The sequence below is a fragment of the Oleiphilus sp. HI0043 genome (genome assembly GCF_001634935.1).
Genome location: NZ_LWEY01001300.1, coordinates 1 through 11,870 on the forward strand (window position 1 = coordinate 1; position 11,870 = coordinate 11,870).

At 44.7% G+C, this 11,870-nt stretch carries 11 protein-coding genes; 9 read left to right on the forward strand and 2 right to left on the reverse strand.

Going from position 1 to position 11,870, the window contains the following annotated elements; all coding sequences use genetic code 11:
- Nucleotides 1-258: 258 nt before the first annotated feature.
- The gene (locus A3729_RS16940) at nucleotides 259-606 is read right to left on the reverse strand and encodes a type 1 pili tip component (RefSeq protein WP_068514910.1); all 348 of its coding nucleotides are present in this window, start codon (nucleotides 604-606) and stop codon (nucleotides 259-261) included.
- Between the two features lie 252 nt (nucleotides 607-858).
- On the opposite strand from A3729_RS16940, the gene ppc reads away from it, so the two are divergent.
- The 8 genes from ppc to A3729_RS16980 all read left to right on the forward strand — a co-directional run bounded on the left by ppc (nucleotide 859) and on the right by A3729_RS16980 (nucleotide 10,054).
- Nucleotides 859-3,534 (forward strand): phosphoenolpyruvate carboxylase, encoded by a 2,676-nt coding sequence (gene ppc / locus A3729_RS16945; protein ID WP_082880345.1) that lies wholly within the window; start codon nucleotides 859-861, stop codon nucleotides 3,532-3,534.
- 178 nt (nucleotides 3,535-3,712) lie between these two features.
- Nucleotides 3,713-5,134, forward strand: coding sequence for an aminoacyl-tRNA deacylase and HDOD domain-containing protein (locus A3729_RS16950; RefSeq protein WP_068634110.1), 1,422 nt, complete (start codon nucleotides 3,713-3,715; stop codon nucleotides 5,132-5,134).
- 360 nt (nucleotides 5,135-5,494) lie between these two features.
- Nucleotides 5,495-6,151, forward strand: a complete 657-nt coding sequence (gene adk / locus A3729_RS16955) for an adenylate kinase (RefSeq protein WP_068514917.1) — start codon at nucleotides 5,495-5,497, stop codon at nucleotides 6,149-6,151.
- A 75-nt stretch (nucleotides 6,152-6,226) separates the two neighbouring features.
- A complete protein-coding gene (gene tsaB / locus A3729_RS16960) occupies nucleotides 6,227-6,952 on the forward strand; it encodes a tRNA (adenosine(37)-N6)-threonylcarbamoyltransferase complex dimerization subunit type 1 TsaB (protein ID WP_068634111.1) in 726 nt (241 codons plus the stop codon).
- Nucleotides 6,953-6,991: 39 nt separating this feature from the next.
- Nucleotides 6,992-7,798 carry an undecaprenyl-diphosphate phosphatase gene (locus tag A3729_RS16965; RefSeq protein WP_068514922.1) on the forward strand — a complete coding sequence of 269 codons (807 nt, stop codon included), beginning with the start codon at nucleotides 6,992-6,994 and terminating at the stop codon, nucleotides 7,796-7,798.
- 116 nt (nucleotides 7,799-7,914) lie between these two features.
- Entirely contained in the window at nucleotides 7,915-8,235 is a 321-nt protein-coding gene (locus A3729_RS16970) for a hypothetical protein (protein ID WP_068514925.1), read from the forward strand.
- Nucleotides 8,236-9,081 (forward strand): class I SAM-dependent methyltransferase, encoded by an 846-nt coding sequence (locus A3729_RS16975; protein ID WP_068514927.1) that lies wholly within the window; start codon nucleotides 8,236-8,238, stop codon nucleotides 9,079-9,081.
- 61 nt (nucleotides 9,082-9,142) lie between these two features.
- Nucleotides 9,143-10,054, forward strand: a complete 912-nt coding sequence (locus A3729_RS16980) for a lysophospholipid acyltransferase family protein (protein WP_082865487.1) — start codon at nucleotides 9,143-9,145, stop codon at nucleotides 10,052-10,054.
- A 6-nt stretch (nucleotides 10,055-10,060) separates the two neighbouring features.
- Here the strand turns inward: A3729_RS16980 and A3729_RS16985 are convergent, their stop codons facing one another.
- The gene (locus tag A3729_RS16985) at nucleotides 10,061-10,963 is read right to left on the reverse strand and encodes a LysR substrate-binding domain-containing protein (protein WP_068514931.1); all 903 of its coding nucleotides are present in this window, start codon (nucleotides 10,961-10,963) and stop codon (nucleotides 10,061-10,063) included.
- A 121-nt stretch (nucleotides 10,964-11,084) separates the two neighbouring features.
- Here A3729_RS16985 and A3729_RS16990 point away from each other — a divergent pair, with 121 nt between their 5' ends.
- Nucleotides 11,085-11,858, forward strand: coding sequence for a ferredoxin--NADP reductase (locus A3729_RS16990; RefSeq protein ID WP_068514934.1), 774 nt, complete (start codon nucleotides 11,085-11,087; stop codon nucleotides 11,856-11,858).
- The last annotated feature ends 12 nt before the right edge of the window (nucleotides 11,859-11,870 follow it).

Genomic DNA, 11,870 nt, shown 5'->3' on the forward strand with positions numbered 1-11,870 from the left:
AGTCTAGAATAGTGTTTGCTTTTATCAATGTTATGCAGGTGAGTGCTTAGATCTTTTGGTTATGACTGGCGATCCTAAGCAGTTTTCCTGTTTGAGATAACAGATATTTGCCCAGGATGCGAATGAAGATAGGCGTTAAAAATAAACGCCGGAAGTGACGAAGATCAGGAAGTAAGTTGCTTGACGAATGTTCCCAAACATTCGCTAGCAGTAGCTGTTCCAGTATATTCCTTGTTGTAGCGGGAGGGTGCCAAAGAGCTAACCATTTGCGGCTTTCTTGCCTTGCTGTTTCAAGGTTGAGCGGTATTTCTTGCTCAATTCCATAAATTTCGGGGTCGGGCCTACATCCTCATACATTGGATCGCCCATTTCATCTTTCGATATGACTTTTTTACCCGCGATATAAGGGAAACTGGTTTCAAGTTCATCAAGAGCAGCCGATAGCAGCTCTCCAAGGATCTCACTTTTTGTTCTTTTGGGGTACATTTCTGCTAGTGCGTTAATTTTCGCTGCATCTTCTAAGGGGAGTCGGAATGTGTAGTCTTCAGAAGTAAATGTTGCTTTGGCTTGTTGTTCCCAGCATTCTGCTAAGGCTTTTATTTTCATAGCTTGAATCCTTGTGTGGTCGGGTTGTTCATTTTTTACGCTTAACTACAAGAATAAGTGTAGGTTGTTTGTTCAAAAAGTAGACACTTAAAAGTGTGTGCTTTTGTTAATGGTTTACTTGTTGTGGATTGTGCTCCATATTTATATATCTAGTTTTTACTATTTTGCGCAAATAAGGATTGGCTTGTAGTCACGAGCTTGTGATCAGCTTGCTTGCTAGCCTTGATAATCAAACACATTTGGAAAAGGTATATGTCAGAATTACACCCTTCTTTACGAGAAAATGTCCGTTTGCTTGGTGAGTTGTTAGGGCAGAATATTGAAGAACACCTTGGTTCGGAGTTTGTGGCGAAGTTGGAAGCCATTAGGGCTGCGGCAAAGCAGGATCGTGAAGCTGATGCGGGGGATGCGCATCCAGAACTTGTTCGTTTGCTTCAGGACCTGGGGGACGATGAGATGTTATTTGTTGCTCGAGCGTTTAACCAGTTTCTTAACCTGGCAAATATTGCTGAGCAGTATCATGGGGTAAGACGGAATCGCACCGATAGAGAAGACGGTTTGGAAACCTTTGACCAACTGCTGGACCGTTTGAAGGCCTCAGGTACCAAAGAAGAAGACTTGGCAAGCTTGCTTGAAGATATGAATATAGAGTTCGTATTGACGGCTCACCCCACTGAGGTTACACGTAGAACCTTGATACTTAAGTATGAAGCCATTACTGAGTGCTTATCTGAGCTGGATCGTTCCGATCTTAATGATTTAGAGCAGAAGCGTATTTGTGAACGTTTGAATCGCTTGGTTTGTGAAGCGTGGCATTCAGACGAGATTCGTCAGGTCAGGCCTTCGGCCGTCGACGAAGCAAAGTGGGGCTTTGCAGTAATAGAGAACAGTTTATGGACCGCCTTACCCGAGTTCTTACGTGAGTTTGATGCAGCGGTTAGCGATAAATTTGGTATTCAACTACCCCCACAGTTTTCACCCATTCGCTTTGCTTCGTGGATGGGGGGGGATCGCGATGGTAACCCAAACGTTACGGCAGAGTTGACGCAAGAGGTCCTGAGTCTGAGCCGTTGGATGGCAGCAGATTTGTATTTGAGAGATATTCGTGACTTGCTGAATGAGTTGTCAATGTGGAACTGTTCTCTGGAATTGAGGCAAGAGGCTGATCGAATATTGCAAGGGCAGGAGCGAAATCAGAATGAACCCTACCGCGTGATACTGGCTGACCTGCGTCGTCGACTGCAAAACACTAGGGAATGGGCGGCGCGAAAGGCAAGCGGTGAAGATGTAGAGCAATTAGATATACTCAGGGAAAATTCTGAATTGATGCAACCTTTATTGATGTGCTTCAATTCTTTGAAAGAAACGGGTCTTGATTCCGTGGCAAATGGCCTGTTGCTCGATACCATTAGGCGAGTACAGTGTTTCGGTCTGGAATTAGTAAAGCTGGATATTCGTCAGGATTCCGAGCGTCATCTCGAAGTGATGTCCGAACTTACCCAGCACTTGGGTATGGGGGATTTTGCGCAATGGAGCGAGCAGGAGAAACAGTCCTTTCTTATTAAAGAACTGTCCAGTAATCGGCCGCTTTTACCTCGTTCCTGGCCCGCCAGTGATAATGTGCGAGAAGTGTTGGCTACGTGTGACGTGGTTGCTTCTCAGCCTGAGTCAGCGTTGGGTTCATACGTTATTTCCATGGCCAGCACACCTTCCGATGTATTGACTGTCATCCTACTTTTACGGGAGTCGGGCATTCAGTTCCCTATGCGCGTTGTGCCTTTATTTGAGACCCTTGACGATTTGTCCGGGGCGAAGGAGGCTATTGATAGCTTATTATCAGTACCTTGGTATCAGGAGTACTGTAAAGGGCATCAAGAGGTAATGATTGGCTACTCTGATTCTGCTAAGGATGCAGGTCAGATGACAGCCGCTTGGGCTCAATATCAGGGGCAGGAAAGTCTGGTTGAGGTTGCACAAAAACATGGTGTTAAGCTGACTTTGTTTCACGGTCGCGGCGGCACGGTTGGTCGCGGTGGTGGCCCAGCGAATAGGGCGATTCTTTCTCAACCTCCTGGTTCGGTAGCTGGCTCTTTCCGTATCACGGAGCAAGGCGAAATGATTCGCTTTAAGTTCGGGATTCCAAGTGTTGCCAAACAGAGTTTAAAGCTATACCTGAATGCAGTTGTTGAAGCTAGCTTGTTGCCGCCTCCAAAGCCTAAGCAAGAGTGGCGAGAGCTGATGAATAAGATGACTGGCGTTGCCCTGGCTTCCTATCGCCAGATAGTAAGAGAGCATCCTGAGTTTGTTTCTTATTTCCGCTCGGTGACCCCTGAGCAAGAATTGGGCAAGCTAGCTTTAGGTAGTCGGCCTGCAAGGCGAAAAGCGACCGGTGGTGTTGAAAGTTTAAGGGCAATACCGTGGATTTTTGCCTGGACGCAGATACGGCTTATGCTGCCGGCATGGTTGGGTAGCGATGAGGCCTTGGCGAGCGTTCTAGAGTCTGATAAGGCAGAGACCCTAGATGAAATGTTTATCCAGTGGCCCTTCTTTAATACTCATATTGATATGTTAGAAATGGTTGTTGCCAAAGGTGATCCGCGGATCGCGCGTTACTATGACCAGCTGCTGGTATCTGATGACTTGAAGCCTTTAGGGCGTTCGCTTCGCCATCGCTTTTTGGATGTAGTTAAGCTGGTTAATAAAGTTAAAAAGCAAGGGGCGCTTCAGGAAAATCATCCCCAGCTACAAGGTTCTTTAAATGTTAGGAACCCTTATACTGATCCGTTACATTATTTGCAGGCGGAGCTGTTGAGGCGTGACCGTTTAGCCGAGCGAAGCTCTGAAGGTAAGCAAGAGCGTGATTTAGTTGAAACAGCTTTAAAAGTAACGATGGCCGGTATCGCTGCTGGAATTCGAAATACGGGCTAGTTCAGCTCTTGTGTTTGAATCGATTGCGTAAGCGTTTGCAACGAAGTTCTTAAAAACGTAAGCGTGTGAAGTGGTGTAGAGTTATTTTTGCGGATAGCTCTACACTCGGTAAGTATTCCGTCACGGCGCCACCAAAAGTTCTTGCTCCGTTTATCAATTAATACTTAGGTAAATCATTGTGCCCATAGCTTCCAGACTAAACCAGTTTATCAATCACAAGGGATTGATCTGTCAGCAGATTCATCACGCTCGCAGTTTAAGTTTTGCACAAGCCCTGGAGCAGGCACAGGCGATTCCGGAAATGAGTGCAGTAACTGTTACTTTACTCGATGAGGAAGGCCCGGCGGTTGCGGTGATCCCCTTTGGCACAAAATTGGATATTGAATTAATTAATGACTCATTGGGTAGATCTTTTCAAATTTTAAGTGATGAAAACTCACGAAAGCTATTTAAGGATTGTGAAACCGGGATGTACCCGATTCTCGCAACTGCCTATGGTTTGCCGATTATTCTAGATACGAGTTTACTGGAACTGGAGTTTGTATTCTCTGCTAGTGGTTGCTCAAGCACCTTATTAAAGATTCCCGGACCGTCTTTTCGTATGGCAATGAATGGCGCGATTAAGGCAAAAGTTTCTATTTGGCTTGCGGGTGAGGAGCCTAAGTCAGGATCGGGGCAGAAGGTTTCAAATTTGCCTCATAATGCGGGCTTGACCCTAGATGGCATTGCGAAGAAGTTAAGTCGTTTATATAAGTTACCACCAATGCCAGAAACTGCTATACGAATCATGCACCTGACCAGCGACCCCGATGCTGATGTATTTCAATTGGCTGAGGTGATAGAGCGAGATCCGAGTCTAGCCTCACAGGTGATGCGTTATGCCCGGTCAGCGTTGTTTTCTTATCGAGGCGAATTAACGTGTGTAAAAGATGCTGTGAATATCGTGCTAGGTTTTGATCGTGTATCTCAGCTATCGATGGGTTTAGCGGCAGGAAAAGCTTTCAATATACCTGCGGCAGGGCCCTTGGGTTTAAAATCATTTTGGCAGCATTCACTTTATAGTGCTGTGTTGGCTCAAGCCTTAGCTTTATTGGCCGATCCTGATATAGAGCTGAACGAGCGCGATGCTTATCTTGCCGGTTTGCTTCACAATTTTGGTATTTTATTAGTTGGTCATCTTTTTCCGCCAGAGTTCCAAATGCTCAATAAGCTTAGAGAGGCTGAGCCGGAGTTGAGCATGGCTGAAATCGAACAGCAGGTCTTTGGAATGGGGGGCGCGCAAGAGTTTATTGCTTTAGGGCATGCCTCTATTGGTGCAGTGTTACTAAAACTATGGGGAATGCCGGAATCAAGTATTACGGTAGCCGGTATGCACCAGAAAAAAGACTATCAAGGTAAGCACCAAAAGTATGTAGAATTAGTGCAGTTGGCTAATGCGCTATTGGCAGCGAAAGGGATTGGTGATGAGCCCGCTTTGCATGATTGTGAGAAATTAATGCAAGGTTTGGGTATACAGGAAGAGCAAGGGATGGCTTTATTGGATTCTTTACTCGAACAGTGCCAAAGCCTGGATGAGATGATTCGTCAGATGGCGGCATAATTATAAGATTAAGTCATTATTATACCTACTAGGTGTTATTCTATAGGGTGTTTTACCCTATCTATTCGGCTCAATTGAGCATATCTAGGTTCAGGCTTCCACTGTGTCCATCAAGTACGTATAATGCGGCGTTTCGAATTACATATGTGTGTCGAGCTTGCAGTCAGTATGAGAGCCTTGTTGAAGGGTTCTGTAGCTCGAAACATAAAAGAATAGATTAGCGACAGCTCGCTATACTTGAGCGAATTACTTAATACCCCTATACATGCTTGAGTTTTTATTGTGTGGCGCTAGTAGGCTGTCGTTAGAAATAGATTCAATTTTTATCATTAGCTTTAGAATATTGGGAGCAATCCGTATATGAAATTAATTTTGTTAGGCGCACCAGGTGCAGGCAAGGGTACACAAGCTCAGTTTATGACTGAGAAATATGGTATTCCGCAAATCTCTACCGGGGATATGTTGCGTGCGGCTGTAAAGGCGGGCTCACCACTAGGTTTGAAGGTTAAAGAAGTCATGGCATCTGGCGGCCTGGTTTCTGATGAAACAATCATTGAATTGATTGAAGAGCGCATTCAACAGGATGACTGTGAGAACGGTTTCTTATTTGATGGTTTTCCTCGTACGATTCCGCAAGCTGAAGCGCTTAAAAAGCAAAAAATCATGATTGATGCGGTTGTTGAAATTGACGTGCCTGACGAAGAAATTGTTAGCCGTCTAAGTGGTCGTCGCGTGCATGAAGCAAGTGGTCGCGTATATCATGTTGATTACAATCCACCGAAGGTAGCGGGTAAAGATGATGAAACTGGCGATGCCTTGGTTCAGCGTGAAGACGATCAGGAAGAAACCGTTCGTAAGCGCTTAGGTGTATATCATTCGCAAACGGCTCCTCTTGTTGAGTATTATTCGTCTTGGGCTGATACCGGCGCAGATGAATCACCAAAATATGTGAAGGTTGATGGTGTTGGTGATATGGCTCAGATCAAACAGCAAATTGTTGATGGTTTAGACGCATAAGATAGACACTTCCTTCATTGTTCACTGAAACGGGCCTCTTTTTTAAGGGGCCTGTTGTTATTTACGACCCTCTTTATGCCAAAAATTCTTGCTTTAGATACTTCTTCTGATAATTGCTCTGCAGCATTGTGGAGTGAGCAAACAATGTATCAGGTGTGCGAAAAAGCCCCTCGAAGTCATACTCAGTTAATTTTACCTATGGTGAAAGACTGTTTGGGCCACGGTAAGTTAAAAGCTAAAAATCTGGATGCGCTTGCTTTTGGTTGTGGGCCAGGTTCGTTCACGGGTATTCGTATCGCGACTGGTATCGCGCAAGGCTTGGCCTACGGAAGTGACTGTCATATCTATGCCATATCTAATATCCAAGCTCTAGCCCTACAAAGCTATTTGAAGTACGCTATTTCTCAAGTGCTTGTAGCAATTGATGCACGTATGGATGAGGTGTATTGGGCTTGCTGCAAAGTGGAGAAACAGAGCAACGGGAACGAGGATCCTTATTATCGGGTGGAGACTTTGGGTATTGAAAATGTGACTAAACCTGAATTAGTGAGCTTGCCTGACGCGATCACGGATGGGCCTATTATTGGTGTCGGTAGTGGCTTTGACTACTCTGAACGTTTCCCTTCGGATGTAAAAGGGCATTTGGATAGTTTTGATGCTGAGATGAGACCAGAGGCTCATGCTATTTGTCAGCTGGCTCGTTATGCGCATTTTAAAGGTGTAGCAGGGCTACTAGAAGACGCGATGCCATCCTATGTCAGAAATACGGTTACATGGAAAAAACTGCCGGGTAGAGCCTAAGTGCTACTCGCTATATGGATTGATAGTTAAGGATTAAAAATGACTTGGTTTGAAGCAGTTATATTGGCACTTGTTCAGGGCTTGACGGAGTTTCTACCCATATCGAGCTCCGCTCACCTGATTTTGCCTTCACAAGTTTTGGGCTGGGAAGATCAAGGCTTGGCTTTTGATGTAGCGGTTCACGTTGGCACCTTGATGGCGATAGTCATTTATTTTCGTAGAGAAGTGATTCAACTGAGTGGCGCATGGTTCAAGAGCGTGTCGTTTAAAGAGCAGTCTAATGATGGTCGCTTGGCCTGGTTGATTATTCTGGCAACGATACCCGCAGGTTTGGCTGGTTTCCTTCTTAATGACTTTATAAGTGAAAACTTGCGTTCCACTGCCGTGATCGCGACGACAACAATAATATTTGGGCTTGCTTTATACGCTTCTGATCACTTTGGTTCTCGTAAGCTTAGCCTTAAAGATATAGACGTTAAAGCGGCCTTAGTCATAGGTTTTAGCCAGGCGTTAGCCTTGATTCCGGGAACATCCCGTTCAGGCATCACTATGACAGCGGCCTTGTTAATTGGTTTCAGTCGTGATGCTGCGGCTAGGTACTCATTTCTGCTTTCTATTCCTCTCATCACGGCAGCAGGCCTGCTTAAAACAAAAGAGTTGCTAGAAACGGGAACGAATGACGACTGGTTCTTGGTGGCGCTTGGGACTGGTGTTGCTTTTGTGAGCGCTTATGCCTGTATTCATTTGTTTTTACAGTTTCTAGAGCGCATAGGTTTTACACCGTTTGTTATTTACCGTTTACTGCTCGGTTTAGTATTACTAGCCTTAATGGCTTTTTCTGGCTAAAATAGAAACAATATACGTCTTATTTTGGATGGGTCGACCTTAATAGCTACTTAGAAGTATTATTATGAGAGGCCCTAAATAAAACTTCAGTATGACTAATTAAACAGGAGGGCAGTATGGAGTTATCAAATTCGTTAATTGCTGCGCCGGTCATACCTGAAGGTTTAAAGAAACCCTCTCAAGAAAGACCTAACCCTCAGGATAATGCTGATAGCCGAAGTAATGAGGCTAGAGTTGATGTCCCTCGCCGAATTGCTGCCCCTGAAGATTTAGAGCGCAAAAGCAATGAATTACAACAGAGTCGCGTTCAACGCCTTGATGCTCTGGACTCTGCTCCTCTTAAAGCGCAGCAAGCGCTTTCTACATATCAGCAAACTGAAGAGGCGGGGCGAGCCTATGAAGAAGGTGAGTTGGTTGGTCTCGACTTATTTGTCTGAATGAATTTATCTGATTTATGTGTTTACGCTTGCAGTGAAGAAGAAAGTACCTTAGCTGCTGCGTTTGCAAGCCGTCACCAACTACCATTCCTGTCAGGGGCTCCTATAGAGCCTAAACGCAATCTTCCCGAGCCTGTTCAGGCTTTTTCTTATATGCTTTACTATTGCGACGGAACAGTCTCGATTCTGCAACTTGGTAAAGGTGCTCCGGGGCCGGTTAGTGCTTCCTTTTTTGGTGGAAAAACAGGGCATAGACTTAAGTTTGGTGGTGGCAGGGGGCAGATGATTGCCAAGGCCGTAGGGCTAAATAAAGGTGTTACGCCTAAGGTACTCGATGCAACAGCAGGGCTGGGTAGAGACGCATTTGTTTTAGCGTCATTGGGCTGTCAGGTGACCATGCTAGAGCGCTCACCACTTATTGCCGAGTTATTGCGCGCTGCTTTGGCAGAGGCGGGTCATGAAACTGCTCAGCGTTTTGAAGAAACGGAAGAGATAAAGTCGATCATTGAACGAATGTCCTTAGTGGAATCTGACGCGACGACTTGGATGAACTCTCAACCAGAGAAGCTTGCTGATGTCATTTACTTGGACCCAATGTATCCGCATCGAGAAAAGTCGTCTTTAGTCAAAAAGGAAATGCGGCTGTTTCAAACGCTTGTAGGAGAAGATCTGGATGATGAGGCTTTATTAGAGGCGGCATTGTCTAAGGCTCGTTATCGAGTGGTGGTAAAGCGGCCGCGCAAGGGCGATGCAATAAAAGGAATTAAGCCGTCCCTTCAGTTAGTGGGTAAGAGTTGTCGTTATGATGTATATACCTTGAAAAGAATTGAGGATTTGGCCGACTAAACCTTATACTTGTCCAAATCTTATTCCTTGTTCTGGCAAAGACAATAATAAAATAAGCGCTATGACTGAGAAAACACGCCCTCTGTGGCATCCAACATTATGGCCATCCTGGTTAATCGTTTTTATTCTATATTGCCTCGCTTGGCTGCCGATGAACAAAAAGCATCAGTATGCAGAAAGCCTTGGGCGTTTCGTTTATCGACGCATGAAAAACCGTGGCAAGGTGACCCGGCAGAATATAGAGCTGTGTTTCCCCGAGCTTAGCAGTGACAAGCAAAATGAGATAATTGAAGGCAGTTTTATTTCTACTGCTGAAGGCTTGATTGAGATGCTGCAACTTTGGTGGCGAGATGTTACTCCGTATCTTGATACGATGACGGTGATTGGTAAAGAGCACCTATTAGACGCGCAGAACCGCGGCACCGGTGTTTTGTTGATAGGAGGCCACTTCGGTGTTATCGATATGACCTTGCCCTTGGTTGGGACTCAGCTTAAGCGACCTGGCTATATGTATCGCCCAAATAACGACCCCGTAATAGACTGGATGATCGAAAGTGGGCGTAACCGTAACTTTGATATTCAAAGCTTCAGTAAGTATCAATTAAAAGAGATGCTCGAGTTTATCAAGGGGGGCGGTGAGGTTTGGTATGCTCCTGATCAGGATTTCGGTAAACGCTGTGACCTATTTGTTCCTTTCTTTGGTGTTAGTACGGGTTGTATCTCTACACCAAGTTGGATTGCGCGTGAAACGGGAGCGACTGTTTTGCATGTCGCACCGTTTAGGCTACCAAATGGTCAATATGAAGTCATTTTCTCACCCGTTTTTGAAGGTTTTGGTGAGGACCCGCAAAAGGATGCGCAGCTTTGGAATCAGGCGCTAGAGGCAGCAATTAAGCGTCATCCTGAACAATATCTATGGCAGCATAAGCGCTTCAAAACCCGTCCTGATGGAGAAGGGCCAGTTTATCAGTAGTTGCCGCTATGAATAGGTATTGTGGAGTTCTGCGTATTCAAAACAAAGCTCTAGCCAATTTCGTATGCCAGGGCTTAGGTATTTGTCCTTATGTGTGATGATATAAAATTTTCGTTTGAAATCTCTCTGTGGTGTTTTTAAGGCAATTAGCGATGAGCGTTTGAAAGCATCGTTTAAGGTAACTTTCGACAAACACCCAATCCCCATACCTGACTCTACTGCCCGTTTGATGGCTTCGGTATGTTGAAGTTCGAGTTCAATATTAAGTTCATGAAGCACTCCCTGCATTGCGTTATCGAATGCTTGCCGTGTTCCTGAACCTGCCTCTCTCAGAATCCATTTTGCTTTGCTTAGCTGTTGGTCACTAACGTATGAAAGCGTACTTAGCTCAGATTTCGGGTCGCAGAAGACCACTAACTCATCATCCATCCAAGGCCTAATGTTTAAGTCGGGGTGAGACACCTCGCCTTCGATTAGCCCCACATCGAGCTCAAAGTTTGCGACTTGCTCGGTAATTTTAGTTGTGTTGCCAACGCTTAGTGCTGCTTTAGCGGTCGGGAATTTACCTTTGAACTCTGAAAGAATGTGAATAGCCAGGTAGTTACCGATAGATAACGTGGCGCCAATATTTAGGTCCGCGCTAAGCTGGTTCTGCTGTAAGCTCAGCTCCAGGCTTTTTGCTTGGTCAATCAGTGTTTCTGCCTGCTTTCGAATTAATCTTCCGAAATCATTGAGTTGTAAGCGTTTACCAGCCCGATCAAATAGTTTTATATCAAACTGGCTTTCAAGATTCTTGAGTGACTCACTCGCAGCGGATTGAGACATATTTAGCGCTTCGGCAGCTAAAGTAATATTTTGAAAGTTAGCGGTCGCAATGAATACTTCAATTTGCTTGAGTGAATACTTCAATGATAAAGCCTTAGTTTAATAAATCGGAAAAACCGAATAAAGATATATAATAAACCTGTTTTACAGATATGTTAGTTGGGCGTATTGTTTCTGGCAAGTTAAATTCAATTGGAGAAATCGTATGTCTGGCTTTATGAAAGAAACTGTCACGAGTGTGAAGCATTGGAATGAAACATTGTTTAGCTTTACGACCAGTCGTGATCCGTCTTTTCGTTTTAAGAATGGCCACTTTATTATGATGGGGCTTGAACACGAAGGTAAGCCCTTGATGCGTGCCTACAGTATTGCCAGTGCAAATTATGAGGAAGAGCTGGAGTTCTTTAGTATTAAAGTACCTGATGGTCCGTTGACATCTAAGCTTCAGAAAATAGAAGTGGGGGACCAGATACTGTTGAGTAAAAAACCGACTGGCACCTTGATTGTTGATAACTTACTGCCTGGCAGAAACCTATATTTGATTAGTACCGGTACTGGCTTGGCGCCTTTTATGAGTATCATCAAGGATCCGGAAACCTATGAATTATATGATAAAGTAATTCTAACGCACGGTACGAGATTTGTTTCAGAGCTGGCCTATCAAGAGCAAATCAAAAAGGAGCTTCCGGAAAATGAGTTTTTTGGTGAGTTTATCAAAGACAAGCTTATTTATTACCCAACCGTGACACGTGATGAGTTTGAAACTCAAGGTCGAATTACCGATGCGCTGGAGAGTGGCAAGCTTGTTAAAGACTTAGGGCTACCAGAGTTAAACCTTGATGATGATCGTTTTATGATTTGTGGTAGCCCAAGTATGCTTAAAGATACTTGTCGTATACTTGATGATATGGGCTTTGTTGAAGCGCGTCAGGGGAATGCCGGGCATTACGTAATCGAAAGAGCTTTTGTCGAGAGTTAGCCCTAAATAATA

Coding starts and splice junctions, on each gene's coding strand:
- ppc (WP_082880345.1), top strand. CDS start 859: ATGTCAGAATTACACCCTTCTTTACGAGAAAATGTCCGTTTGCTTGGT.
- A3729_RS16970 (WP_068514925.1), top strand. CDS start 7,915: ATGGAGTTATCAAATTCGTTAATTGCTGCGCCGGTCATACCTGAAGGT.
- A3729_RS16940 (WP_068514910.1), bottom strand. CDS start 606: ATGAAAATAAAAGCCTTAGCAGAATGCTGGGAACAACAAGCCAAAGCA.
- adk (WP_068514917.1), top strand. CDS start 5,495: ATGAAATTAATTTTGTTAGGCGCACCAGGTGCAGGCAAGGGTACACAA.
- tsaB (WP_068634111.1), top strand. CDS start 6,227: ATGCCAAAAATTCTTGCTTTAGATACTTCTTCTGATAATTGCTCTGCA.
- A3729_RS16975 (WP_068514927.1), top strand. CDS start 8,236: ATGAATTTATCTGATTTATGTGTTTACGCTTGCAGTGAAGAAGAAAGT.
- A3729_RS16980 (WP_082865487.1), top strand. CDS start 9,143: ATGACTGAGAAAACACGCCCTCTGTGGCATCCAACATTATGGCCATCC.
- A3729_RS16990 (WP_068514934.1), top strand. CDS start 11,085: ATGTCTGGCTTTATGAAAGAAACTGTCACGAGTGTGAAGCATTGGAAT.
- A3729_RS16965 (WP_068514922.1), top strand. CDS start 6,992: ATGACTTGGTTTGAAGCAGTTATATTGGCACTTGTTCAGGGCTTGACG.